General features: G+C 38.5%; 24 protein-coding genes, 2 tRNA genes and 1 pseudogene. 12 read left to right on the plus strand and 15 right to left on the minus strand.

Annotation, left to right across the window (positions count from 1 at the left end):
* The first annotated feature begins 4 nt into the window (after nt 1–4).
* Nucleotides 5–858: pseudogene (locus AC4E92_RS04695) on the plus strand (UDP-N-acetyl glucosamine 2-epimerase).
* Nucleotides 859–1,031: 173 nt separating this feature from the next.
* On the opposite strand, the gene AC4E92_RS04700 reads toward AC4E92_RS04695, so the two are convergent.
* The 4 genes from AC4E92_RS04700 to AC4E92_RS04715 all read right to left on the minus strand — a co-directional run bounded on the left by AC4E92_RS04700 (nt 1,032) and on the right by AC4E92_RS04715 (nt 4,908).
* Nucleotides 1,032–1,664: a glycosyltransferase gene (locus AC4E92_RS04700; RefSeq protein WP_490239439.1), complete on the minus strand. Its 633-nt coding sequence runs from the start codon at nt 1,662–1,664 to the stop codon at nt 1,032–1,034.
* A gap of 36 nt (nt 1,665–1,700) precedes the next feature.
* A complete protein-coding gene (locus AC4E92_RS04705) occupies nt 1,701–2,138 on the minus strand; it encodes a hypothetical protein (protein ID WP_490239440.1) in 438 nt (145 codons plus the stop codon).
* Nucleotides 2,139–2,328: 190 nt separating this feature from the next.
* The gene (locus AC4E92_RS04710) at nt 2,329–3,729 is read right to left on the minus strand and encodes a lipopolysaccharide biosynthesis protein (protein ID WP_490239441.1); all 1,401 of its coding nucleotides are present in this window, start codon (nt 3,727–3,729) and stop codon (nt 2,329–2,331) included.
* A 3-nt stretch (nt 3,730–3,732) separates the two neighbouring features.
* Nucleotides 3,733–4,908: a glycosyltransferase family 4 protein gene (locus tag AC4E92_RS04715; protein WP_490239442.1), complete on the minus strand. Its 1,176-nt coding sequence runs from the start codon at nt 4,906–4,908 to the stop codon at nt 3,733–3,735.
* A 331-nt stretch (nt 4,909–5,239) separates the two neighbouring features.
* On the opposite strand from AC4E92_RS04715, the gene AC4E92_RS04720 reads away from it, so the two are divergent.
* Genes AC4E92_RS04720 through AC4E92_RS04735 form a run of 4 tightly spaced genes read left to right on the plus strand, consistent with a single transcriptional unit; the run spans nt 5,240 to nt 6,274 of the window.
* Complete coding sequence (locus AC4E92_RS04720) at nt 5,240–5,434, plus strand: DUF1659 domain-containing protein (RefSeq protein ID WP_490239443.1); 195 nt, start codon at nt 5,240–5,242, stop codon at nt 5,432–5,434.
* 13 nt (nt 5,435–5,447) lie between these two features.
* Nucleotides 5,448–5,657 carry a DUF2922 domain-containing protein gene (locus AC4E92_RS04725; RefSeq protein WP_490239444.1) on the plus strand — a complete coding sequence of 70 codons (210 nt, stop codon included), beginning with the start codon at nt 5,448–5,450 and terminating at the stop codon, nt 5,655–5,657.
* Between the two features lie 12 nt (nt 5,658–5,669).
* The gene (locus AC4E92_RS04730) at nt 5,670–5,915 is read left to right on the plus strand and encodes a hypothetical protein (protein WP_490239445.1); all 246 of its coding nucleotides are present in this window, start codon (nt 5,670–5,672) and stop codon (nt 5,913–5,915) included.
* On the plus strand, nt 5,912–6,274 hold the full coding sequence (locus AC4E92_RS04735; RefSeq protein ID WP_490239446.1) for a sigma factor: 363 nt from the start codon (nt 5,912–5,914) through the stop codon (nt 6,272–6,274). The genes AC4E92_RS04730 and AC4E92_RS04735 overlap by 4 nt, the downstream gene beginning before the upstream one ends.
* Nucleotides 6,275–6,336: 62 nt before the next feature.
* Here AC4E92_RS04735 and AC4E92_RS04740 read toward each other — a convergent pair whose 3' ends face one another.
* The 9 genes from AC4E92_RS04740 to AC4E92_RS04780 form a co-directional block, all read right to left on the minus strand.
* A complete protein-coding gene (locus AC4E92_RS04740; RefSeq protein ID WP_490239447.1) occupies nt 6,337–6,594 on the minus strand; it encodes a zinc ribbon domain-containing protein in 258 nt (85 codons plus the stop codon).
* A 223-nt stretch (nt 6,595–6,817) separates the two neighbouring features.
* A complete protein-coding gene (locus tag AC4E92_RS04745; protein WP_490239448.1) occupies nt 6,818–7,984 on the minus strand; it encodes a glycosyltransferase in 1,167 nt (388 codons plus the stop codon).
* The gene (locus AC4E92_RS04750; RefSeq protein WP_490239449.1) at nt 7,981–9,210 is read right to left on the minus strand and encodes an O-antigen ligase family protein; all 1,230 of its coding nucleotides are present in this window, start codon (nt 9,208–9,210) and stop codon (nt 7,981–7,983) included. The genes AC4E92_RS04745 and AC4E92_RS04750 overlap by 4 nt, the downstream gene beginning before the upstream one ends.
* A complete protein-coding gene (locus AC4E92_RS04755) occupies nt 9,207–10,310 on the minus strand; it encodes a glycosyltransferase family 4 protein (protein WP_490239450.1) in 1,104 nt (367 codons plus the stop codon). The genes AC4E92_RS04750 and AC4E92_RS04755 overlap by 4 nt, the downstream gene beginning before the upstream one ends.
* Nucleotides 10,310–11,443, minus strand: a complete 1,134-nt coding sequence (locus AC4E92_RS04760) for a glycosyltransferase (RefSeq protein ID WP_490239451.1) — start codon at nt 11,441–11,443, stop codon at nt 10,310–10,312. Before AC4E92_RS04760 ends, AC4E92_RS04755 begins: the two co-directional genes overlap by 1 nt.
* Nucleotides 11,422–12,642 (minus strand): sugar transferase, encoded by a 1,221-nt coding sequence (locus AC4E92_RS04765; RefSeq protein ID WP_490239452.1) that lies wholly within the window; start codon nt 12,640–12,642, stop codon nt 11,422–11,424. The genes AC4E92_RS04760 and AC4E92_RS04765 overlap by 22 nt, the downstream gene beginning before the upstream one ends.
* A 15-nt stretch (nt 12,643–12,657) precedes the next feature.
* Nucleotides 12,658–13,629, minus strand: a complete 972-nt coding sequence (locus tag AC4E92_RS04770; protein ID WP_490239453.1) for a mannose-1-phosphate guanylyltransferase — start codon at nt 13,627–13,629, stop codon at nt 12,658–12,660.
* 140 nt (nt 13,630–13,769) lie between these two features.
* On the minus strand, nt 13,770–15,350 hold the full coding sequence (locus tag AC4E92_RS04775; protein WP_490239454.1) for an ATP-binding protein: 1,581 nt from the start codon (nt 15,348–15,350) through the stop codon (nt 13,770–13,772).
* A 1-nt stretch (nt 15,351) separates the two neighbouring features.
* The gene (locus AC4E92_RS04780; RefSeq protein ID WP_490239455.1) at nt 15,352–16,929 is read right to left on the minus strand and encodes an ATP-binding protein; all 1,578 of its coding nucleotides are present in this window, start codon (nt 16,927–16,929) and stop codon (nt 15,352–15,354) included.
* Nucleotides 16,930–17,051: 122 nt separating this feature from the next.
* On the opposite strand from AC4E92_RS04780, the gene AC4E92_RS04785 reads away from it, so the two are divergent.
* The 3 genes from AC4E92_RS04785 (at nt 17,052) to AC4E92_RS04795 (ending at nt 17,961) form a co-directional block, all read left to right on the plus strand.
* The gene (locus AC4E92_RS04785) at nt 17,052–17,594 is read left to right on the plus strand and encodes a hypothetical protein (RefSeq protein ID WP_490239456.1); all 543 of its coding nucleotides are present in this window, start codon (nt 17,052–17,054) and stop codon (nt 17,592–17,594) included.
* 194 nt (nt 17,595–17,788) lie between these two features.
* Nucleotides 17,789–17,880, plus strand: a tRNA-Ser gene (locus tag AC4E92_RS04790).
* 4 nt (nt 17,881–17,884) lie between these two features.
* A tRNA-Arg gene (locus AC4E92_RS04795) sits at nt 17,885–17,961 on the plus strand.
* Here AC4E92_RS04795 and AC4E92_RS04800 read toward each other — a convergent pair.
* Nucleotides 17,940–18,773 carry a Ppx/GppA phosphatase family protein gene (locus AC4E92_RS04800; protein WP_490239457.1) on the minus strand — a complete coding sequence of 278 codons (834 nt, stop codon included), beginning with the start codon at nt 18,771–18,773 and terminating at the stop codon, nt 17,940–17,942. The genes AC4E92_RS04795 and AC4E92_RS04800 overlap by 22 nt on opposite strands.
* 5 nt (nt 18,774–18,778) lie before the next feature.
* Nucleotides 18,779–20,284 carry a hypothetical protein gene (locus tag AC4E92_RS04805; protein WP_490239458.1) on the minus strand — a complete coding sequence of 502 codons (1,506 nt, stop codon included), beginning with the start codon at nt 20,282–20,284 and terminating at the stop codon, nt 18,779–18,781.
* A 149-nt stretch (nt 20,285–20,433) separates the two neighbouring features.
* Here AC4E92_RS04805 and AC4E92_RS04810 point away from each other — a divergent pair, with 149 nt between their 5' ends.
* The 4 genes from AC4E92_RS04810 to AC4E92_RS04825 are packed head-to-tail and all read left to right on the plus strand — an operon-like array spanning nt 20,434 to nt 24,650.
* Nucleotides 20,434–20,742: a hypothetical protein gene (locus AC4E92_RS04810; protein WP_490239459.1), complete on the plus strand. Its 309-nt coding sequence runs from the start codon at nt 20,434–20,436 to the stop codon at nt 20,740–20,742.
* The gene (locus tag AC4E92_RS04815) at nt 20,743–21,324 is read left to right on the plus strand and encodes a hypothetical protein (RefSeq protein WP_490239460.1); all 582 of its coding nucleotides are present in this window, start codon (nt 20,743–20,745) and stop codon (nt 21,322–21,324) included.
* A gap of 8 nt (nt 21,325–21,332) precedes the next feature.
* Nucleotides 21,333–21,881: a YIP1 family protein gene (locus AC4E92_RS04820; protein WP_490239461.1), complete on the plus strand. Its 549-nt coding sequence runs from the start codon at nt 21,333–21,335 to the stop codon at nt 21,879–21,881.
* A gap of 3 nt (nt 21,882–21,884) precedes the next feature.
* Nucleotides 21,885–24,650 (plus strand): hypothetical protein, encoded by a 2,766-nt coding sequence (locus AC4E92_RS04825; RefSeq protein ID WP_490239462.1) that lies wholly within the window; start codon nt 21,885–21,887, stop codon nt 24,648–24,650.
* The last annotated feature ends 6 nt before the right edge of the window (nt 24,651–24,656 follow it).

A 24,656-nucleotide genomic window follows, 5' to 3' on the forward strand; every position in this document is an offset into this window, starting at 1 on the left:
TGGATTGAGAGTACTTTCATTAGTCGGTGCAAGACCGCAGATCATAAAAGAAGCAATAATCCACAGAAGATTGAAAGAAGATAACATAGAAGAAATACTAGTCCATTCAGGACAGCATTATGATTATAACATGTCAGACGTGTTTTTCGAAGTGCTTGGTATAAGAAAACCAGATTATAACCTCAACGTTGGCTCAGCCAGCCACTTCTCTTTTGCCCTAGTCAGCTTGCGGTAAAAAATTTACAAAAAGAGGGCATCACAGAAGGTGTTTTCTTTGTCGGTGATGTGATGTACGATCTATATCTTCAGATGGAAGAAATTTTCAGATATGATGTATACAAAACTCTCAAACTCAAAGAAGGCGAATATATCCTTGTCACTCTGCACAGGGATTTCAATGTTGACATCAAAGAAAAGCTGGAAAAAATCCTTCAACAGCTCAAAAAAATATCTGAACAGATAAAAATAGTGTTTCCAGTACATCCAAGAACGAAAAAAAGAATAGAAGAATTCAAACTGTGGGAATATTTAGAAAATGCCGTGATAACCGAGCCAGTAGATTATTTGAATTTAATGGGTCTTGTTAAAAATTGCCACAAGGTCATAACAGACAGCGGCGGACTTCAAAAAGAAGCGTACTTTGCCGGAAAAAGGGCAGTCGTTTTAATGCCGGACACAGGTTGGAGAGAACTCGTTGAAGCTGGATGGAACAGACTTGCAGATGAAAACAACCTTTACAAAATCGTGATGGAAGAAAGCTCCTTTGAAATACCCTGCGGCGTGTACGGAGACGGAAACGCCTCCGAAAAGATCGTCGAGGTTATAGAAAAGATACAGAGTAGAAAACCTTCGAGGTAGAATGATTGATTTGTCGCCATCCCGCCGCGAACCGCACCGATCAGCCCGCGACTAATATGTCAGAGGGTCAAATTTGCCTTTTTGACAATATTACTGTAACTTTTGACATGGTGGCAGGTAATTGACTTTTTTGTGGCTGCTGAAATAGAATGCAGATATCATTTATAGATTTTCTACTTTCCAAGAACGAAATTCAGAAAGACATCTTCTTTCTTCCTGTCCCAGACGAAATCTTCTTTGTACTTTTCAATATTGTGCCGGTAATATTCGTAGTTCTCAAATGCTTCCAGTATCTTTTTCACAGAGCCATCTACGTCGTCTGGTTCAATCACCACTCCAATGCCGTACTTTTGAACTTCTTTCACCATTGAAACAAATGTATTCTTCACTATCACCGGTGTTCCAGCAGCGATCGAATCATAGTATTTATGTGGCAGTGAAAAAATATCGTTCTTGTATGATTCATCATTCACAGTGCTGAAAGATATCAAGCTGAATGAAGCTTTCGAAAGTTCTTCCATCATCTTTTCATACGGCAGAAAACTTGTGTATTCATGCGGAATGTCTTTGAACACTTCACAATCCATACCTATTATTCTGAACTTTATTCCATTGTTCGCAAGCTTGCTCAGGATTTCTTTTTCTTTTGATATACCTCTTACAGTTTTTCCAACAAGTACTATCTCTTTATTTTTCACTCTTGAAGAAACACTTAAACTCGCATAGTTGGGAACAACCAGCGATGGTCTTGAAATTCCAAGCTTGCTGAAAACATCGTCTTTTGTTTCCTCAGATACAAAAATCACCTTATCTGACAGCTCAATCTGCTTTTTGAAAATCTTCTACGCAGCGTATTCTTTGAGTTTTTTCAGCGTGCCGGGTAAAAAACTTAGAAAATTCTGAGGATGATACTCATGAACATCGTATATCACAGTTCTTTGAAGCTTTTTTGCCAACCTGAAAGCCTTCACAGGCATAGTTGGCAAAAAATGATGGAAATACACGACATCGCAATCGACAGACTCAATTAAATGTAATATTTTTCTGTCAAAATTCACCCTTCTAAGCGCTTCTTTCAAATACTCCCACATGCTCTTTTTTTCGGATATCTTTCCATACTGAACGGGAATGTATGATATATTACCATCTTTGTAATTATCTTCCTTTTCGTTTGCCAGATATTGGTAAAGCACATCATGGCATTTTGAAAAAGCCTGAACTGTTCTGAAAACTCTTTTATCGTGTTTTGAATGCATATATCCAATAACCAGGATCTTCATATCTAACGCTCCCAATTGAATTTTTCACCAGAGCCTTATTTATTATATCTCTGCTATTAGTGGTATCAAAACCTGTCGATGATGACACCACGATTTTTCCAGTATGCCTTAAGATGTGTATGATACCCTCAAGAGATTGCAAATAGACAAATTTGATAACCTGGTAACTGTTTTCAAAATGAATCTTTCATCACTTGAAGCTTTTGAGCTGATTTTTCAACAGGGTTATTTCAGATCTATAGAGGAGTAAAACAAGAAAAATCCCTGTGGTGCACACAGAAAGAAAGACCGGGATGTTTTTCAAAAAAGTTCCAAAAAAGGCCACTGTGGAAATCACCAAAGTTCCAATGTAGATCTTTTTCAGATCAAAACCAACCGGATAGAGTTTTTCGGCTATGGATGTTCTTAATGTGAAAAACACAATGTAGGAAAGTCCTGTAGATACAGCGGCACCTTTTGCACCAAAGTATGGAACAAGAAGCTGGTTTCCAGCAAAGTTGGCAAATGCAGATATGCCGGTTACAACAATATGCCAGTACGTCTTTTTGGTGAAGTTGATGCCAAGAACTGTAGTTTCTGATATAACGTACATGACTGGTTGAAGAATTAAGAAAGGTGCTATGAAAGAAGCGTCTCTGTAACTTTTTTCAAAAAGCAGAAAAATCACATCTTTGAAAGCAAGAACCAAGAAACCAAATACAAAGATAGCAAAACTTACTGCTCGATTGGCTTTTTTGAAGAATTCCTTAGAATTCGTCTGAGACTCAAATTTTTCGTAAGCGAGTGGTACCCAAAAAGTAGTGAATCCTGTCTGAAAAAGTTGCATCACAGACACTATCTTAAAAGCCGCACTGTAAAGTCCTATTTCTGTGAAGTTCGAATATTGCCTTAAAGAGATCCTGTCTATTGAAGAAAAAAGCCAGAAAAGTAGAGAAGTTGGAAGAAGAGGAAAACCATATTTTAGAAGCTCTCCTATGTTTTTGAAATTCACTTTTGAAAGTTTTCGCGATTCTCTGTCTATAATGAAACCTAAACTCAAAGCCAGTATGTTTCCAGTAACCTGCCCAAAAACGATAGCATAAAAATTCCTTGATACTACCACAGCAAAGACAATGGAACCTCCCACGTTTCCAAGAGAATTTGCAATATCAAGAAGGGAGTAAAGAAGTCCTCTTTTTTGCATCCTTATAGAGAGCTGATTGAATCGCTGAAGAATACCTGTCATCAAGGAGATGGAAAAAAGAAATCCTATGCCTTGATAGTTTTTGCCATACAGAACTATATTAAAAGGTGATTCAAAGAAAATAAAGATGAAAGACACAGAAACACCAAGGACAAAAGGTAAAAACATACAACTCCAGAACAATTCACTTTTTTTCTCTTCCTGGTAATAATACCTCACGTAACTTTGATCGAGTCCCATTAGAGAGACAAGCAGAGCGATGTTATAAAAAAGAGTGAAAATCGCCGCTCTACCGAATTCTTCTGGAACGATCAAGTAGCTTATTACAGGCGTGGAGAAGAAGCTAACAACCGCACGGATCCATGTACCAGCGGAAAATGAGAGAAAACCTTTTATGTATTGTTTCACATTTCAACCCACCTGACCGTAAATTTCTATTTCCCTTTTCACAACCTCTTCCCATGTGAAATTCTTTGCTCTTTCTATCAATCTGTTTCTATCATAGCCATTCTTCAAAACATCGATCACTCTTTTTGCAAACCTTTCTTCAAAGTTTTCCCCTTCTTCCACCACGTACTCATCAAAACCAATTGCCTCTGGAATTCCACCGTTACTGCTTCCAATCACACACGTACCACAGGCTTGAGCTTCTATTACAACAGCTCCAAATCCTTCTTTCCTGCTTGGAAGTATCATCACATCCATTGCGTTCATGTACTCAGCCACCTTTTCCTGCGGCACCCTTCCTGTGAATATTATGTCGAGCCCTTTTGTTTCTTCTTCTATCTTTTTCCTCAAGTGTCCATCTCCTACAACTATGAAGAATGTTTTTGAAAGTTCTGTATGAATAAAGTTGAATATCTCTGAAAGTTTGTCTGATCTTTTTATTGGTATCAAGTTTCCAACAAAGCCAACGTATTTGTATCCTTCTTTGTATATTCCAAGTTTTTTTCTTGCTTCTTCCTTATCCATCGGCTTGAATATGTCTGGGTCGTACCCGTTGGGTATCACAACCGCGTTTTTTCCAGAATATCCAAAAGACTTTGCTTTTTCAAGAAGGGCTTTGCTCACAAAAATGCATTTTGAAGCTTTTTCAAGAGTCTGGATGTATCTTTTCTTTCTTTTTGGCATAACCACATTCACGTCACTGCCATGCAAAGTTACTACAAAAGGTTTGTGGTACTTTTCTGCTAAAAGACATGCTATTTCCCCTGCTGGAATATGGTACATACCATGAGCGTGTATCAAATCAAATTGCAAGACATCAATGCTGTTCTCTATTAAGTGAAGATACTCTTTCGTGTAACCTCTACCATCGAACAGTTTGCCAAAAATCGTTCTCATAAGACCTTGGCGGATCAAAACAAGCTCGAACTGAACATTTTGAAATTTTTTCAGCGGTTCTGAAAACTCTCTTTTCAAAAGCCTTTTTATAAATCTCACGGTAAGATTGTCCAAAAATCCCGGTGATAAGGCAAGGTATTCGACACCAAACTTTTGGTACTGTTCAAGTCTTCTCACCACAAAAACGCCCGACAATGGATTTTTTTTCAACGGAAAAAGGTTTGTGATGATTAAAACCTTCATTTTCACCCTCCACAGATCAAATGCAATCTATCACGATTCTATCATGAATGCAAGATAAAACAATCTTTCTGGTGTTGCTTTCAACGACATTTTATTTTAACTGAACTGGTACAATCACCAGAATAGCGATGGATAAAGAAAAATCATGCCATGGCATCTAATTAGATTCAACTAAGTTCCAAGATCGGCTTGAATAAAGTGTTTATTTTGAAAAAGTGGTTTTTTCCCTTTGAAGTTCAAAGGTATGGTTTTTCGTGTGATATATACGTTCGTATACTATATATTGGGATCAACACCCGGGTGTACCCAAAAAATACAAGGAGGTGTTATGGTGAAACAGCTCAGGATTGTTTACAACACAGGTGAACTGTCACAGACAGGTCGTCCTATCGTGCGAAGAAACAACATCGATGTGGAAGAAACAGTGGATTCTTCAAAGGCATTGCAGATAGCTCAGATCATTGACAGTCTGACAAACTACACAGTTCAGGAAGTGTATTTGATACTCACCACACAGGTTATGTAAGGAGGTGTGAAAAATGAAAAGGTTGTTTTTGGATTTTGTAGATCAAGTTGAAGGTAAAAGAAGAAGGATAACGATTCAATCACCAAAAGAAGATCTCACAAGTCAGCAGGTTTCAGAAGCAATGGATATGTTAATAAGCCTTGGAGCACTGCCAAATACCTATGTAAAAGACAGAGCTGCAATAGTGGAAACAAATTCCAATGAATTTTTCAATCTACTTTAAGGAAGTGGTTGAATGAATCTGTTTGAGACTTTTCAGATCATAGGAAGGATAGTGTCTTTGGGAGTGTTTATTGTAGAAAGGCCAAAAGATGGAGCAAAGAAGAAGGAAGAAGTCAAGAAAATGGTTTTTGATTTTCTGAACGATTTCAACATAAGGCTGCCTATACCAGATATCATCCTGAATTATGTACTTGATTTCATGATAGACAACCTGGTGGATTTCTTAAACCAGACTTTATGGAAAAAGCAGGCAGCTTGAACAGGAGGGAGGGTCATCCCTCCTGTTTTGAAGAGTATTTTGAAAAATACCAGCCTTTGTTGAAAAAGATCTGCAAAGAGTTCTGGGAAAAGTACTGTTACAGGATCGATTCGTGGAATGATTTATACCAGACGATACAGTATTTATTCATCTATGCATACGACATCTGGCAGCCTGAAAAAGGTTCTTTTGAAGCTCATCTACAAAGGGTAATTAGATACAAATTGAAGTCCATGCTCAAAGGAGAGTACGCACCTTTGAGCAAGCAAAGCCCATTCACATTTTTGAAAGACAGAAAAATTCAGCTCTATCTTTTGGAGGAAGATGAACTGGAACATTATCTATGTGAATATGAATGAATATGAATAAAGCCCCCTTTTAAGGGGGCTTTGGTTTTTGGTATCACCATGGCCGATGTGAACTACCATCCACCTAAAAGGTAGAGGCTTTGTGAGAAGTTTGGCAGTAATTTAGCTGCCCTTATTCTCACAGGGTGGTTCACACACCCACTACTGGTTATCTGCTTTGCCACAGACTCACCAGCTACCTTTGCAAGTATGTTTATTGCTCCGTTGATATCTGCATTCATTACATGCCCATAGTTCTTGCATACATATAGCCCTCTGTGTTTTCTGTTACTTTTATTCACCTTGAAAGTATTGTACCATACTGTTAGCAATTCATCTCCATCTTGTAGAAGATGGAGTCTTCTTGCTTTATCCTTGATAAATACTAATTCAGCAAAAATCAGGCAGAACTTTTTTCAAACCTTCTGAAGAAAGTCAATGGGGGTGAAATAATCCTTGTTGGCAAATGTATAAAAACCAATTACAAAAAACATTATTTTCTCTTTCAGATGAAAGATCCACGTAGAATTCTGTGATTTTTAGATTTTTTCTCATTCACGAACTGTTTTCTATCCTTTCTATCAATGGCTTTAGTTTTATCTCCCATGTGAGATATTCTTCTGCATATTTTCTCATCTTTTGAGGATAATCTGGTTGTTTAGCCACGAGTTTGTTGTACCATTTTAAAACAGCTTCTATATCGACAGGGGATTCATTTTCAGGTATTTTGAACATGTATTCGAAGTCTTCTGGAAAGTCCGGATCACGGCTCGAACAAATGAAGGGAATCCCACGTGCACAGTACTCTCTGATTTTCAGTTCAGAAGTCTTGAACATTCCCTTCCTATGATTTCCAAGTGAACTAATTCCTATATGGGATTTTTCAAACAATTCGTTAAGTTCTTCTCCATTCTTTGTTCCATGAAATATAACATAATCTTCTATTCTTAATCTTTCTGCGAGTTTTTTCAATTTTGGAAGTTCTCGTCCATCTCCTACGACTTGGAAGTAGACCTTTCTTTCGGGTTTTTTCCTGTAATACTCACCGAGCCCTTTTATTACTCGATCATACCCATGCCAGTAGGCAACGTTGGCAACACTTATTAGATTTAACGTGTTATTTAATGTTCGAGGCTCTAACATTGGTACTTGCGATAGGTCTATACCGTTACTTATCACTAGGACTTTATTTTCGTACCCTTTCAAAACAGGTGACATTTCACCAATAGAGACTATTAAATCAGTAAGCTGATAAACTTTTTTGTGGTATAGCTGAAAAAAGAAGAATTTGTACCACCCTTTGGGAAAATCGCTGATGTATTCTTTCAAAAAAGTTGATGTAGGTATTTCCAAGATGATTTTAAAATTCTTTTGCTTGAGAATTTGGAGTAACTTAAGAGAATATTTATCGTATAAACCTTGTCTTAGATAGGCAATATTGGCTTTGCTGTCAATTCCAAAGCAAATTTTCGGGAAAATATCAACGAGTTTTTTATAATAGAAAGCTTTTTCAAAGATGTTGTTGAGACTCCAAAGTGTAGTTGATTTTAAAATATTTCCATCTTTCGTTAAAATTTCACAAACTATTTTCCCATCTTTAGTTGCTATTAGACTCACATTTTCAGAGGTGTAGTGTGAGAAGCATTTTATTTGTGAATAGATTTTTTTGCAAACACCTATGGATTTACGCAGATCCTCAATTGTGGAGATGTAGATAATCAACTTTTATCACCCACTTTAATCTTATGTATTCTCAAACTACGCCCAAGTGTTAAAAAAACGAAGTAAAGCACAGGTGCCGAGAAAAAATCCCCGCCTGTTACAGACCACATTATGATACTCTGTAAAATTAAAAACTCAGCTAAACTTTTCTTGAATTTGTCATGTGAAGAATTTTTAAGTATTAAGATGAGAAACACCATAAAAAAAAGCAGACCTGTTATTCCAGCAGATCTTAAAATATCCAAATATAGGGATTCAGAAAATCCCATTTTAATTAATCTATATGAAATATTCTCATCAAAACCTACTCCAAAAAATAGATTCGATGGCTTAATATTTAGGAATAAAGTTTTATAGTTCACCAATCTTCCATAGGAGGATGGATCCAGCGAATTTCCCTCAAAAGTATTCAATAATCTATCGAAAACAGTTGCTGGCATTAATATTATGATAAATACAACTATGAGTATTGATATCAAGGATATTTTTATAGAAAATTTGATTCCTTTTTTTTTGATGAGGAAATCCTTTAAAACATAATACAGTAATGTTATTAAAAACGTTAAAGTGCCTCCCCTCGAAAAAGATGTGATAATATTTATAAGCGAGACCACAAAAACTCCTAGATAAATTTTACGAAGGTTCTTAATATTAGAATTGAAAGTGAGATTATGAGTGAGTATAAAGACAGCTATACTCCATGAGCACAATAAATTTCCACTTCCACCACCAATCGGTTTTAAAAATAAGAAAGAATTCAATGACAGTGCATAACCGCAAATAGGTATATTTCTCAATCCAGTGGAATAACCCCACAATATTTCTGATATTGACGGTGGATCTATGATGTACCTAGTGATCATAATGGATAAAGATGCAAAGCTGCCTATGAAAAACGGAGTGAGAAAATAATATTTGAAGAAATTGATATCATCTTTGGTGAATCTTTGAGCACATACAATTAATACAAAATAGAGAATAGTTCTCAAATAATATAGCATTGCACTTACAGGAAAAACGCTTTCAGCTAATCCAGAAACCATAGAACTTATAAGGATATTGTATGTTACGAAAACAAAGAGGATGACAATCTCAGAGGAAATAAAGATGACCTCATTTTTTTTAATCAATAGGGTCAATATATATAGAGCCAAAAGAATCTCTCCTATTAGAATTCCTTGATTTCCTGAGATGGGAATTTTCGGAAGTAATAAAATAAGATTCATCTTTTGTCACCTAGTATTACCTTGGAATACATTTCATCAATAAGCTTTACTGTTTCACAACAATTGAACAACCTTTTCAGATGATTATATGCCCTTAAACGTTTTTTATTTACTTTCTCAGGATTTTTGTGAAGATCATCAAAGAAATTCAACAAGGAATGCAAAAAGCTTTCCGGAGTAAACGAACTTGAGAGATATCCATAAGAATTATCCGGTATAATGTCTATTATCCCTCTCGCAGGTGTAGCGATTATTGGTAGCCCATATTTTATCCCTTCTAAAACCACAAAAGGCATACCCTCAAATCGAGACGGGACCACCAAAGCATCATAATTATTTACATTTATTTCAGAAAAGTTTTTCGATCCTTTAAAGCATACTTTGTCATTTAGATTTAACACGCTTACCATTCTTCTTAAATTATTTCTTTCTTTTCCATCTCCGTAAATATCAAGTATGAAATTATAACTAATATTTTTAAGTGATTTTAATAGTATATCCAATCCTTTTTGCTTGGAAAGTCTCCCAACAAATAATAATTTTACAACATCTTTTTCTTCTATGTGCAGTTTTTGAGAATCATTTTCAATTTTGCCTTCCATTTCAATGCAATTGTAGATAATTTTTGTTTTGTTTTTATCTATTTGAACAAATCTAAGAAAGAATTCTCTTTCACTTTCAGAAACAAAATGATACATTTTCGTTTTCTTAATTGCGGATCTTTCCCAATTTAGGTATATTGCTCTTATAATTTTGGGAAGAAGTTCTGTATTGAATCCATGTAATGTATAAATAGTCCTACTCCAGTATTTTTTTGGTAAAAGCAATCTTCCATATAAACCAGCGCCTCTACCGTGGAGGTGTATGACGCTTGGCTCAATTTTTTTCAGAATCTTTCTTATTACAATTGCATCTGCTAAAAAGAAACCAGGCAGGATGAAAATAGCCTTATCTCCAAAAAAACTGCGAGCATCACTGACCAATTCTCCTGGTCTTCCAACCAAAATATGTTGATAGTGTGGTAGTTTTTCCTTTACCAGTTTTATAAATTTATATCCCCCACCCATGGAAATCCTAGAAGTTATATGAAGAATTTTCATCATGAATCACCTCGTAATATTTCTCGAATAGATTTTGTAAAATTTTCTATTGAGAATTTTTTTGCTCTCTCAACAATTAAGTTTTCTCGTTCTTTCCAATTGCTTAAGCAAATCTCTTTTATACTTCTAGCTAAAGCTTTCTCATCTTTCGGTGAAACAATCATACCGGTTTCTCCATGAATATTGTAGTAACTTGTCCCTGTACCAAGTTCTGTTGTTACGATTGGTGTACCACATGCCATCGCTTCCAGGGCTACCAAGCCGAATGCTTCTGCTCTGCTGATTGAAGGTAAGACAAAAACATCCGCTGAGGAATAGAATTCTGGTAGTTCTTCATATGACACATGCTTATGGAAAAGTACTCGATCTTCTAAACCAAGTTTTCCAATAAGTTTTTCAAGTCTCTTTTTTTTAGGTCCCTCTCCAATCAGTACCAGACCGTATGAATTGTCCAGCGATTTCATTGCTTTGATGAGATATTCTAGTCCTTTATATTGAGCAAGTCTTCCTACGTACATCACAATTTTATTTACCTTTACCTTGAAGAATGAAAGAAGGTAATCCCTTTTGTTTGGATTTCTCGGATAGAAGTGTGAAGTATCAACAAAAAGAGGAATGACTTTTATTTTATTCGCATACCTTTTCAAGATCTTCGAAGTTTTAGATATGTTGGGTGAAGTAACTATTATTTCATCCATGACATTTAAAAAACGCTTTACAATGAAATTGTTATAAAACCATCCGATAAACCCATAACCTACGACATCAGCGTGATAGAAACATATTTTCTTGGCTTTAGTTTTTTTGTAAAGGTTGAAATAGAGTTCTGGCTGGCCTGAGGGGAAATGAAACACTATAACATCCGCATTTTTGGACTGTTTTGTGAATTCGTTTTTGTAGTAATCAGAAAGTCTTATTGAGTTTTTCATAAATCTAATAGGAAGTCGAATGACCTCAACACCATTTATTTGGTGAGTTTCGCGTGTTCGTCTGTTATTAAATGTTAGCACTGTTACCTTTTCAAATGAAGCCATCGTTTCAGACATGATTTTTGCTACGATCTCTACTCCTCCTATTTCAGGGTAGTACATTTTATTCAAAATAAGAATATTCACTTCGCCCCTCTTCTCCATAACACAGCCTCCAGTGTTTGAAGTATGATTCGAAGATCAAGAAAGATGTTTCTGTTTTTCACGTACCACAGATCGTAGCTGAGTTTTTTCTTCACTTCTTCCAGTGTGGAAGAGTACTTGTACATGAGCTGAGCCCAGCCGGTGATACCGGGTTTTACCATGTGTCTCATATGATAAAACGGTATCTGTTCGCTGAACATTTTGACGAACTCTTCCTGCTCTGGTCTTGAGCCAACAACGCTCATATCGCCTTTTAGAACATTCACAAACTGCAGTGTTTCGTCTATTCTGAACGGTCTTATGAGTTTGCCGATTTTCAATATTCTGTCTTTCTCCTGGTCTGCGAATTTTGGCGTTTTTTTGTCGGCTTTTCTCATGCTTCTGAATTTCAGCATTGTGAATGTTTTCCCGTCTTTTCCCACCCTTTTTTGTTTGAACACCACGGGTCTTCCATCTTCCAGATATATCATTATACTAACCAGCAGCATGATTGGAGAAAAAACTACAAGGGCAATCAGTGAAACTGTTATATCGACGATTCTTTTTGCGGGTGAGTCGTCGTTTATCTGGCTGAAGGCAATTTTGTAGTATTCTTCAAATTTTTCCATCACTTCGATGGGAATTCTTTTAAGTGTTTTTTCCACAAGGTTTGGTAAATATTCCACTTGCCTGATGTTTGCTTTTTTTAAAATGTCTTGAAGCTTTGGATCTGCAAGAAGAACGTGGTTGTATTGTTTTGTTTTCACCTTCAGCGTCTCGATGGATGGGTTTATGTATTCCACAAACCGGTATTTTCCCATGGTTTTTTCTTCTATTTCTTTTAAAATGTGTCCTATTTCTTCTTTTCTTCCGACGACAAGAAAGGTCTTTGTGGGCTGTTTTTTGATGATTAGTTTCCCAAGCACGGTGTTGAGGGGTGGTATCACAATGACGCACAGCAAAAAGTTGTATATGAAGCTATGGCGATCAAATTCAAATACAGGATAAAAGATGAGAGCCAATATAAAAGAAAAAAGCGCTCCTACCGTTGTTCTTATGAGCTGTTCATTGTAGCTTTGAAGATTTTCTGTTTCGTAAAGCCTGAATGCGAAAAAAGATAAAAAAAGGCATGCTGTGAACACAGCGGCTGTATGCCATTTGAAAAAAGAAAGATTGAGTATTAAAATTGCTGTAAGATCCAAAACAGCAAGATATTTCACAGCACAGCCCCCATTTTACTTGATCTTTCCCATGCCTTCTTTTATTCTTTCAAGCTGTTTTTCGTCTGCAACCAGTATTCCATTTTGTGATTCCACAACGACTATGTCTTTTAGTCCAATCACCACTGTTGGTTTTGTTGTCCGTACAAATGCGTTGCTGTCTATAAGCACTGCACCGGGTGAATTTTCTATTCCAAGTTCTTTCAGCGATCTGAAGTTTCCCACATCAGACCAGATGAAGTCGCTTTTTACCGTGTATATCCTGTCTGCTTTTTCCATCAGTGCATAATCGATGCTTATGGATGGAACTTTATGGTAGATGGTTTCTGTGTCTTTTTCCTGTAAAAATGGCTCGATTATCTCTGGTGCGTGTTTTTTCATCTGTGCCACAAAGTAATCTTTTTTCCACATGAACATGCCGCTGTTCCAGAAGAATTTGCCCGAATTTACATATTCCACAGCAGTTTCGTAATTTGGTTTTTCTCGAAACATTTTCACAGAAAAGATATTTTCGTGCACCTGTTTATCTATTTCTATGTAGCCATAGCCTGTTTCCGGCCTTGATGGAACTATTCCAAAGGTGACTATGCCTTCATGCGTTTCGACGAATTTTTGAGCAAGTTCAACGCACTGCCAGAATGTTTCCACATCCGGTATATAATGATCTGCCGGGACTATGAAGATGGTTTCGTTTTCATCAAAATGCAGAGTTGCAAAAGTGCACGCAGGCGCGGTGTTTTTCTTTAACGGTTCAAGCAGGATGTTTTCTCTACAAAGTTCTGGTACTTCAGAAGAAGTAGGCTGTTCGTAGATCTTATTTGTGACAATGTATATATCATCAGGACGGGCTCTGTACAGGAGCCTTTCAAAGGTTTGCCTTAATAATGTCTTTTCACCAAAAAGTTTTAAAAACTGTTTTGGTGTCTGAGGTGTGGAAAGGGGCCAAAACCTTTCCCCGCTTCCCCCAGCCAGAATTATCGTTTTCATTAAAAGCCCCCAAGTGGAATGATGCATTAATGAGTATAACACTCATAATTGTTTTTATCAACCTTGTGGGCAAAGTTCACAGATGATGTGATTGAAGTAAAAAACGAAATGTGCTGCTGCAGTACAAAAGCAGGCTTTTTTCAAATTTGCTCGTATTTCCATTCTTTTATGTTTCTTTCTTTGCTTGAGATGCTTATACCTACCAAATAGCATTTTTTGTATTTGTATGATTGGTGATATCTTTTGGCTTTTATCTGTTCTATCGCTTTGTCTGCAGGTTGGTCTACTTTCAATTCGAATATGTATACCGTACCGTTTGTTATAAGTATTATGTCTATTCTCCCACCACCTACTTCTACTTCTGTCTGTACGTTGTATCCCAATGCTGCAAGTATGCAGTATATCAACGATTGATAGTACATCTCTAAGTGTTTTATCTTTTCTTCTTTCACTCTCTTTTCTATCCCATTGGTTATTCTGTAGCTCAATCCTGATATCACCGCTTTGAATGTCTCTATCAATTTCTCTATGTCTTGCTCTTTTATCGCTTTTTCTACTTCAAATGCTATCTGCCTTTTTTTCTCTTCGTTTATCTGGTAGTTTATCTCTAACAACATGCTGCCTATGGATTTTTTCACATCTATGTTCGGAAAATCTATTTTGTACCTGCCTGGTTCTATGGTTTCTTCAAAGGTCAGATATCCAGTTTGTATTAAAAAAACCTTTGCTGTCGTATCTTCTATCTCCCTTTTGGATAGTTCGCTTTTTTCTACCTGCCCATCTTTCAATATTTCGTTCAAATCTATTTTTTTGTTTATGAAGTAGTCATACAGAAACTGCGGTGCTCCACTTTCATGCCAGTGCTCTGCAAATTCTCCGCTTTTGTAGAATAAAAGTACAGCAAATGGATTGTACACTTTGTGTTTGCCGTCAAAGCAAAAGCCGTCGTAGTAGTCTTTCAGTTTCTCGAAGAATTCTTCTTTTGTCATGTTGGTTTGTTTCAGGTAATTTTGTGTGTATTGGTGGAAGTATTTTTCAATTTCTTGTTGAGTATATCCGAGCATTTGAGAGAATTGTTCATAATAAGAGATATCTTCCAGGTTGTTCAAAGCGCTGAATACACCCATTTTTGTGAATTTGGTTATGCCTGTTATGAACACAAATCTCAGGCAACTACCAAGGCTTTTTATCTTTCCATAAAACTGTCTCAGTTCGTTTCTCATCTCTTCTATCTTTCTTTTGTTTGTTATGTGATCTAATATCGGCTTTTCGTATTCGTCTATCAACAAAACCACTGGTTTTGAAACCTTTGAGTATATACCGTTCACCAATTCCTGTATCCTGTTCGATATCGTACTGGTTCGAAATTCTATGCCGTATCTTTCAGAGTATTCTAACAACATCATGTGTATGCTCTCTCTGAGTGTCTCAAGATCTGTGCTGTCTACTTTGTTCATATCCAGCACGATAACAGGATGTTTTTCTTTCTCCCAATTCCATCTGTCGTATATCCATGTGTCTTTGAACAGTTCTTTTTGCCCTGAAAATAGATAATACAGAGTGCTTACTGTAAGACTCTTTCCAAATCTTCTTGGTCGAGATAGAAAATAGTACATGCCTGTTGTTGTCATTTCATAAAGATACTCTGTCTTGTCTACGTATATGTAATTGCCTTCTATGATCTGTTTAAAGTCGTTTATGCCTACAGGAAGTTTTTTCATTTCACACACCTTCTACTTTCCATTCTTTTATGTTTCTTTCTTTGCTTGAGATGCTTATACCTACCAAATAGCATTTTTTGTATCTGTATGATTGGTGATATCTTTTGGCTTTTATCTGTTCTATCGCTTTGTCTGCAGGTTGATCTACTTTCAATTCGAATATGTATACCGTACCGTTTGTCTTGAGTACAAGATCTATCCTGCCGCTGGATACTTCCTGTTCTATCTGTACATCATACCCGCTTGCACTCAAAAAAGCGTATATCAAACTCTGGTAGTATGCCTCAAGAATTGTCAGTCTGTCTGCCTGATGTTTTTCTATACTTTCATGTGTCCGATAGCTTATGCCCCCTATTACACTCTGAAGTAATCTCATCAGCCCTTCTATGTCGTGGTTTTTTATGTGCTCGTCTATCCTGTGAGATATCTGTGTTATCCTGCTTTGCTCAATCTGGTATTCCACTTCAAGTGCCATCCTGCTTATGGATTTGGATACGTCTATGTTTGGAAAGCCTATTTCGTATTCACCGGGTTTGATCTCTTTGTTGAAAGTCAGGTATCCAGCCTGTACCAAGAATACTTTGGGTGTTGTGTCTTCTATCTCTCTTGAGCTTAGTTCAAGTTCTGTCACCCTGTTTTCCAATAACAGTTCGTGTATCTTCACCTTCTTGTCTATGAAATATTCGTACAGAAACTGTGGCGCACCTGATTCACTCCAGTATTCTTTGAACCTTCCTTCTGAAAAAAACAGCAGTACAGCAAATGGGTTGTACACTTTGTGTTTGCCGTCAAAGCAAAAGCCGTCGTAGTAGTCTTCGAGTTTTTCAAAGAACTCTTCTTTTGTGAAATAGTTTTGTTTGAGGTATGAATCGATGTGTTCGGTGAAGTATTTTTCTATTTCCTGGTTGGTGTATCCAAGCATTTGAGAATAAGCGGTGCTGAATGAGATGTCTCTGAGGTTGTTCAAAGCGCTGAATACACCCATTTTTGTGAATTTGGTTATGCCTGTTATGAATACAAATCTCAGACAACTGCCAAGACTTTTTATCTTCCCATAAAACTGTCTCAGTTCGTCTCTCATCTCTTCTATCTTTCTTTTGTTTGTTATGTGATCTAATATCGGCTTTTCGTATTCGTCTATCAGTAAAACCACTGTTCTGTTTGTCTTTTCATAGGTTTTTTTTATCAACTGCTCGAATTTGCCATCTATCGTGTCGTCCTGTAATTGTACCTCATAGAATCTGGCATGTTCCTGCAAAATCATCTCAAGTCTTTTTCTCATGCTTTCTATATCCTGTGTGTTCAATCTGTTCATATCCAGCACGATAACAGGATGTTTTTCTTTCTCCCAGTCCCATTTGTCGTATATCCATGTGTCTTTGAACAGTTCTTTTTGTCCTGAAAATAGATAATACAGAGTGCTTACTGTAAGACTCTTTCCAAATCTTCGTGGTCGAGATAGAAAATAGTACATGCCTGTTGTTGTCATTTCATAAAGATATTCTGTCTTGTCTACGTATATGTAATTGCCTTCTATGATCTGTTTAAAGTCGTTTATGCCTACAGGAAGTTTTTTCATTATCCCACCCTTTTCTATTATGCCACGGATGTTTTTCAAACTGTTTGGCACAATGACAGAGGGGTAAATTGACATTTTTCTTAAGTTGTGATAGCATATTTCAAACACAAGGGGGTGATACTGTGAAGAGATTGCTTTTGGTTTTTGTGGTGGCTGGATTGCTTGCTCTGTCAGGTTGTATGCTCTTTCAACCAAGCGATGATCAGTTGGCAAGAAATTTACTGAACCGGGTTTTAGAAGTCATCGAATCTGGTGAAGCTTCAACTCCAGCAGATCTTGTGCAATTGATCAGGCAATTTGTCTACATTCCCGACGAAGATGCTTCAGATACTGATGTGATTGACGAAGCAGGTTTTTTAGCTGAATTTTGCGTTGGTTTTAACTTTATCTGGCCTTCTACTCTCACCAGTGTAGAACTCAAAGGATTGAGTGAAATTAACAGCAGATATTTTAGCTATAACTGGACAAATAAACCAGATTTTGTACAAAAAACTTATATGGTGGTGGCACAGGGTGAGACTGAAGATAGCACCCCGACATCTTTTTCACTGCCGTTTTTGGTAATCAACAACGAAGGTTATTTCTTTGCGGTGTATTTGAAAACTACAGGCAGTGCCACAGAAGTTAGAGTGTATCCTAAACCATTAATATTATCTTTACCTTAAGAGTAAATAGAAATTTCACGTACTATCCCCGAAGGAATAGCCCTTCGGGGATTATTTTTTGTGAGCCATAGATTTGATGTACATTCCACAAAGGATCTTCATTTAAAATGAATTGCGGATGGGTCTTCATTTTCTTTTAACTGAAAAACCAAACTTGAATTTTGGGCAAGTTGTATTATAATGAGAATTAGTTTGGAGAGGTGGCCGAGTGGTCGAAGGCGCTTGCCTGCTAAGCAAGTGTGGAGGGTTACCTCCACCGAGGGTTCGAATCCCTCCCTCTCCGCCAGGTTGTGCCCGTAGCTCAGCTGGATAGAGCGCCAGACTGCGGATCTGGAGGCCGGGAGTTCAAATCTCCCCGGGCACGCCAGAGGTGAGCCATTTACCTTCATCTATCAATCTTGCCAGGGTGTATCTGAAGCCTTTTGTTGAAACTCTTATATCGCCTTTTTTTGCTATTGACATTGCCACAGCACAACCTGCGATGATCGTTTTTTCCCTTCCAGATGGTATGATTTTCAAATTCTCTAACTGAGCAGCCGTCATCATCCTGATTTTTTCAAAGATCATTTTGATATCTTCCAGTTTCAAAATGAAGTTGTCTAAAAGATCAAGGTCCCATTTTCCGGCTTTCAACGCGGCGATAGCCACAAAAGAACCACCTACTCCCACCGGGTTTTTAAAATCTGGCAATTTTTCACTCACAAATTCCACGGCTTTTTGAAAATCTTTTGCTTTGGGTAAAGATAGATCAAAGATGGAATTGAGGACATGTGTTCCCAGTTCAAGGCTCACAAACCAGTCTTTTCTTACAACTTCCAGACTTCCACCGCCAAGATCAAAGACAGTTATATCTTCACTCTTTTGTGGACCTATGCACAGATAGGTGTAATACGCTTCTTCTTTTTCTGAAAGGATCTTTCCTTTAAATCCAAAACGGTTCATGAGTTTTTCAAACAGTTCGGGTCTTCGGCGAAAGACCGCCGTACCAAAGGCGTACGTCTCTATACTGTCGATTTCTTTTTTGATCTTTTCAAGAAAATGTGCGGCAATGGAAAATGCCTGATCATCATCTTTAATTGATCTGAGGCCTACTTCATAAACTTTCTCTAGGAGCGTTTTGCCTTTGTCGTATACAAGAACGATAAATGAATTCGAACCAAGATCAAGAACAGCAACCATCTTCATCACTCTTTCAATTCTTTTATCAGTTTTTCGAGCGTTCTTTTGACAAATTCTCTGTCTTTGTTCTGCCAAGGCAATCTGTTCAGAAAATCTTCGGCATAGCAATAAAAGGCATTTGTCATATCCGGGTGATTGATTGCAAAAAGTCTGACGGGCGGATCTTTTTTGAAAACAGTGACACCGATCTGATCTTTCACAGAAACATGCACGTTGGTGTTTATGTTTTTTGAGCAGATGCATAGATGGTAATTGTTGTATTTTTCAGTGAGATAGAGCAGATATTCAAGATGCTCGATGTACTCTTTTGTTGAATAAAACAATTCTCTATCGGATGCGGGCATTTCAACGGACACCTTCCCGGCTTTGATGTGTTCAGCATCCGTTAATGCAAGTATATGAACACACACATTTTCTTTGAGATTTTTCTGAAAGAACGCAGATCTTTTTCTCCAGTGAGAGATGATTTGTTGATCGGACTGAATTTGGTTGCGCGTTAAGATCTTTTCAAGAACTTCTTCGGGCATAGTGGCAAAAGGAAGCCCGTCTGTCATCATAAAAGATGGCGCAGACTGTTCTTCGAAATCTTCAAGGAGCGTAAACATTTCCTGTGAACCAACCTGCGGTATCTTCATCAGGGGACGGCATGTGCCCAGAAACTGTTTGTACTCTTCTTCAAGCAGTTCCACTATATTCTGTGCTGTTACAAGGAAATTCACCGTCTGCTGAAAGTTCTCCAGAGTCGAGCAGAAAAAAGCCGCAGTTTGTGGTATAACAAACAGTGTTCTTCTGAAATAATGCTCGCGGTACTTTGGATTGTAGTACGGTGTGACAGAACCGGTCATGTACAGCGGCAACCAGAAATCTATCGCGGCGAGCATTTCAGAGATGTCTCTGCTCATCGTGTGCACCATGTTTATTTTCCAGCCTTTTTTGGTGAGCTCAATCAAAGTTCCACCAAGCTGAAGCGCGTAGTTTCTATCAGAAAGAAACCAGTCTACACTTTCATCACTGTACAAAAGCAGTGTACTTATTTTGCTCGATTGCATGGCGAATGACAGAAATTTCATGACGCCTATTTGTTTTCCTTTGTTTGCATAGAAGATCTCAAAATCAACCTTTTGACCTTCAATCGGCACGTTTAACTCGCCCATACCCGGCAGGGTTTTGAAAAGGGATATTTTGTTCAAAAATCCTCCGATCAGTTTTGTGTCTGGTATCGCCGTGTCTAATAACCATCCTGTCACTATCTGTACCAGTTCTTCTCTTTCAAGAGACTGCGGCGCACAGCCGGTGATCTCACATATAGCCAATTTTTGATGTTCCATCTTGGCATGATCAACCACGTAAGAGGCTATCATCTCTATATAATGACTGTCCTTTGCCGGTGTTCTTGAGCCTGATCTCCACCGGCTCACCAGCGAGGGATCGACCGAGAGTGCCTTTGCGAGCGCGTTGTTTGTGATGTTGAGAACATTCATCAACAAGCTCAATCTTCTGGCAAAATCCATCTAACCCCCCCTTCAATACCTTTATAGCACAAATTTGATTTTCTGTCACGGTGACATGACAAAAATTGTCAATGACACAGTTCGATCAAGGTGAATTTTTTTGCTCGATCGGGTATACAGTAAAACCACAGGGTGAAAGGACAGGGACTATGCCGAAAAGTTTTAACATAATGCTCAAAGTGAGTTTTTTCAAAAATGAACTGCACAGAATATCTTTTAAGGAAAAGAGCGTGGTGTTCACAAATCTGGAACAAAAATCCAAGAGCTTTTCTGTTGAACTGGATGACATAGACGGTGTTTATGTCTATGGTAATCCCATAAGAGAGATAGAGATAAGGACAAAAAACAGTATCATCATTGGAAATTTCAAATCTACAAGAACTTCAAACCATGCTCTGTCGATTTTGAAGGATGTCTTTAAAGAAAAACTCGCTCACATATACCAAGGGGGGATCTGAATGACTCAGAACATGGTTGGTTTTTCAGAAAAGATCGGCGATCAGGCTTACGACAGGTACAGAAAATCTTCAAGAAAATGGTCTTACATCTTTTCCTTGATACTGGCGATCGTTGCCGTGGTCGCTTTTTCGGTCTATGGATCTGTCTCAAAAACCATAGACTTTCCATACTCACTTCTCTACGGTGTTGCGATAGGCGGAATGTTTGTGATGATAGCAACACTGCAGGATCTGAAAAGAAGAAAAGATACCACGTGGGAAGGAAAGGTAATAGACAAAAAGACCTATCAGAAGACGGAGGTACGAAATGTCGGAGGAATAAGGAAAACATATCGCTACACCCTGTACGTTCTGAAGGTGATGCGTCAGGATGGAAAGGTTTACACGCACAAATTCAGGGACAATTCCACCGTGTTTGACTATTATCAGATAGGAGATGCTGTTAAACACCACAGGGGATTGTATCTTTATGAGAAATACGACAAATCGAAAGACTCACAGATTTTGTGTGTAGCCTGCGGGACTTTCAACGATATCCACGACGATTTTTGCAAACACTGCAAAGTACCGCTTTTGAAGTAGGTGATTTGATGGAAAAGAAGATCTCTTTTGGTTCGATCCTGCCGATGATGTTCAACCCGGCGGCTTTCTTACAGAACTATTTTGACAGAATGAATCTGATTTTCTCGATGCTCATAAGCGGGCTTGGCTTTGGATTGTTCTTTTTGCAAACGGGTTTTGATCTTTATAAAACCGGTCAGAAACCGCTTAACTTCGCATACACGATCGGCGGTGTGGGGTTTTTGTATGGAGCATTGATAATACCGTTCTTTGGGGTGCTGCTGTGGATTTTTCTGAAGATCGCAAGATCAAAATCCACTTTCAAACAGACTATCTGTGCGGTCTGTCTTTCTTACAGCGGTCTTTTCATTTATTCGATCTTTGGCTTGATCTTCTCGTTTTTATTCAACTGGAGAACTTCGATGGCTTTTGGAGCAACCGGTGCTGTGTGGTCCATAGGTGCGCTGATTGGGACGATCAAACAGTTGAGCGGTGGCAAAACCGGTCTTTCGATTTTTCTTTCCACCGTGTTTGGAACGATCGTTTTGTTCAGTTGGTATTATGTGGGAAACATCTGAGGGGTGATTTTTCTGAAAAAATTACTCACATTACTTTTTTTTACAATCACTGTCAGTTTTTTCGCAAATCAGGTGTACGAAAAAGTCATCTTCAAAAGCGGTAGCTGGTTGATAGACCAGCAGGATTTTGAAGGAAAACAGATTCTTGTGATCAGGCACGAGGGCGGTATCGATTTACTGCGCGTCATACCTGAACAGCGAAAGGATTCTGTGAGTTTCAGCATCGATTCTGACATTGTCCTGAGGTCTGTCTACCTTGCATGTGAGGATGCAAAGAGCCAGAAAATAACCATAGAGGGTCAAGGAAAAACCTTTGGACCTTATCAGACTGCCAGGATGGAGGGCGGTGAATACATTTTCGAGCCTGACACAGAAATCGTTTTGAAAAAAGGCAGTTATGTGATCAAATTTTCAGATCCATCGATTCTGATTCACGATCCCATCACTGGTCCAGCCGTGGTTGTAACGGGGATCGATGCTGAGCTTTACAAATCTTCTTTGAAGCAAAACGACGAAGAAGAATCGATCGTGGCTGGTCAAAGCACGCTTTTAGAAAATAAACCAGCTCAAAAACTTGGTACCATACCGCAGAGCCAGAAAAAACCCATACAGTTCACCATAGAAGAGGGTATCCTGATCGAGCAGATGGCGATAGATCTGATCTCAAAGCCAGTTGATCTGCCGAAAACTTTCATCGTCATTTACGATAAGAGCAACAGATCCTATGGTCCTTATTATGTCAAAGAGCTGGATGATGAAAACATGATCATCTTCTTTGAGCCTATGGTTGCTTTAAAGCCAGATACCTACACGGTGAGAATGTCAGATGAATCTGCGATCAACTACGACAGAGACGGCAGACCCATATACGCACTGAAGTCGTTCGAGTATTTTGATTTCACGGGGACTTACAAGATGAATTTCAAGGTCACAAGGGTGAGAACTCTGAAGGGTGCGTCTGAAAAGACAACACTCGATGTGAAACTGTTTGAAGTTGGATTGATAGATCACGGTGATTTCATCGAGCTGGTTGGAAAGATAGATCTTGCAGAGGTTGTGAACATCTTGCAGGAACAGACAGGAAGAAAGATCAGTGCGAGCTATGAAGGACAGGTCTTTCCATTTTCTCAGGCATGTGAGATAGTTGAAAGATCAAAAGAATCTGTGAAATGCAGGTTTTCTTTGCGGTTTAACTTCACAAACATGCCTATCGTGAACAGATTCATATTCGGGGAGGCAAACGCGCTTGTGGTGATGACCTTCAGCACCCGTCCGGGGCTCGCACCCGGTGTGACTATATCAGGCAGTGCGAAATATTTGAGGACATATGATCCGCACCTTGGAACTGATATTAATGACTATGTAATCAGCGGTGATGGGTACAGAGTATTGGAAAAACTACCGGCTTTTGTCATCAACGCGATGAGCAAAAATTTTGCAAGCGCTGGAAACATACCAGGACCGGGCTCTGCAGAGCAAGCTGCAACAGGTTTGCTTTTCCCACCATTGATAGCAGCCATTGGCTATGCACTGCAGGAGCTTTTAAAACCAAAACCGGGTGGAGTTTCACAGGTGTTTGCTGACTACACGCGCGCGGCAAGAGGAGCAGCACGCAGGGCGGCAGCAAGAGAAGCAGCTAAAGATTCGTCTTCTGTCTCGCAGGAAGCTTCTGAACCTGTTGAAGAAGAATTTGAAGAAGAGGAATTTGAAGAAGAACAGCAAGAACCTGAACAAACCTATGAAGAAGCTCAACAGGAAGTTCAAAAAGAAACTTCTGAACCCAGGCAGGAACAGCCACAGGAACAGACAAAACAGCCTGCACCGGTCACTCTCACCGTGGTTGCTGATCACACAGGAAGAACCAAAGAGGTAACGTACGATCCAGAAACAGATCAGTGGATAACAGAGGACGGGAACCTGTTCAACTGGGAAGTTTATGAGAAAATCGTTCTTCCAAATCTGGAAAAAGACAGAGCATGGATAGAAAAACAAAGAGAAAAGATGATGGAACCAACCAGGATAGAATCAGAGCCAAGCGAGAAGGAAAAATACATACAAAATCTTGAGAAAAAATACGGTGTGAGTAGACAAAATCTAAGAGAGCATATATCAAAAGATATAGATGAAAATCTGGGAGCCTTCCAGAAATTCAAAAATAACGCTGACTGGTATGACAGTGCGTACAAAGTTGCAAAAGGTACTCAGATAATTGCAGACAACGCAATCGACGGTCTTGCTGCCTGCACAGGTGTATACGGAAAATCTGTGAGAGCTGTTTACAAGGCAGCCAAGGCGTTCGTGCCGGACGAAGATGGAAAAGGTATAACATTCGGCAAAGCCATTGAGACAGGAGCTGATATAGCAAGTGATTTCATACCATTTTCTTCTCCATGGAAAGAAGCGGCGTTCAAAACGGCAGGTGCCGCGATCGGCGGCGGAGTGGATGAAGGCTGGAAAGGATTTGGCAAAAAGCTCGTTGAATCAGGTGTAAGCAACTCTTTTGAAGCCTTTGCAAAGACCATAGGTGGAAAAGGCTATGGCGATGATGTGAGCAGTTTTAAATCCAAATGGTGGAACCCTGAGATGTCAAATCTGATGATTCCTACTGGATCGAGCAAGAACGTTGGTTTGCTGACATCGTCTTCTGGTAAAGATATTTCTGGATTGGTCAGCGGCAAAATAGTCAGAGAGATCAAACTACAGGGGACAAAAACGGCAGCCGCATTCACTTCTGAAATGTACGTAAAACCCTGGATAAGCGGCGATTGAAAGGGG

The sequence above is a fragment of the Pseudothermotoga sp. genome, assembly GCF_031962025.1.
Taxonomy (GTDB): Bacteria; Thermotogota; Thermotogae; order Thermotogales; family DSM-5069; genus Pseudothermotoga_B.

Coding starts and splice junctions, on each gene's coding strand:
- AC4E92_RS04815 (WP_490239460.1), top strand. CDS start 20,743: ATGACTCAGAACATGGTTGGTTTTTCAGAAAAGATCGGCGATCAGGCT.
- AC4E92_RS04800 (WP_490239457.1), bottom strand. CDS start 18,773: ATGGTTGCTGTTCTTGATCTTGGTTCGAATTCATTTATCGTTCTTGTA.
- AC4E92_RS04805 (WP_490239458.1), bottom strand. CDS start 20,284: ATGGATTTTGCCAGAAGATTGAGCTTGTTGATGAATGTTCTCAACATC.
- AC4E92_RS04810 (WP_490239459.1), top strand. CDS start 20,434: ATGCCGAAAAGTTTTAACATAATGCTCAAAGTGAGTTTTTTCAAAAAT.
- AC4E92_RS04760 (WP_490239451.1), bottom strand. CDS start 11,443: ATGGAGAAGAGGGGCGAAGTGAATATTCTTATTTTGAATAAAATGTAC.
- AC4E92_RS04705 (WP_490239440.1), bottom strand. CDS start 2,138: ATGAAGATCCTGGTTATTGGATATATGCATTCAAAACACGATAAAAGA.
- AC4E92_RS04780 (WP_490239455.1), bottom strand. CDS start 16,929: ATGAAAAAACTTCCTGTAGGCATAAACGACTTTAAACAGATCATAGAA.
- AC4E92_RS04730 (WP_490239445.1), top strand. CDS start 5,670: ATGAATCTGTTTGAGACTTTTCAGATCATAGGAAGGATAGTGTCTTTG.
- AC4E92_RS04725 (WP_490239444.1), top strand. CDS start 5,448: ATGAAAAGGTTGTTTTTGGATTTTGTAGATCAAGTTGAAGGTAAAAGA.
- AC4E92_RS04750 (WP_490239449.1), bottom strand. CDS start 9,210: ATGAATCTTATTTTATTACTTCCGAAAATTCCCATCTCAGGAAATCAA.
- AC4E92_RS04820 (WP_490239461.1), top strand. CDS start 21,333: ATGGAAAAGAAGATCTCTTTTGGTTCGATCCTGCCGATGATGTTCAAC.
- AC4E92_RS04775 (WP_490239454.1), bottom strand. CDS start 15,350: ATGAAAAAACTTCCTGTAGGCATAAACGACTTTAAACAGATCATAGAA.
- AC4E92_RS04755 (WP_490239450.1), bottom strand. CDS start 10,310: ATGAAAATTCTTCATATAACTTCTAGGATTTCCATGGGTGGGGGATAT.
- AC4E92_RS04715 (WP_490239442.1), bottom strand. CDS start 4,908: ATGAAGGTTTTAATCATCACAAACCTTTTTCCGTTGAAAAAAAATCCA.
- AC4E92_RS04770 (WP_490239453.1), bottom strand. CDS start 13,629: ATGAAAACGATAATTCTGGCTGGGGGAAGCGGGGAAAGGTTTTGGCCC.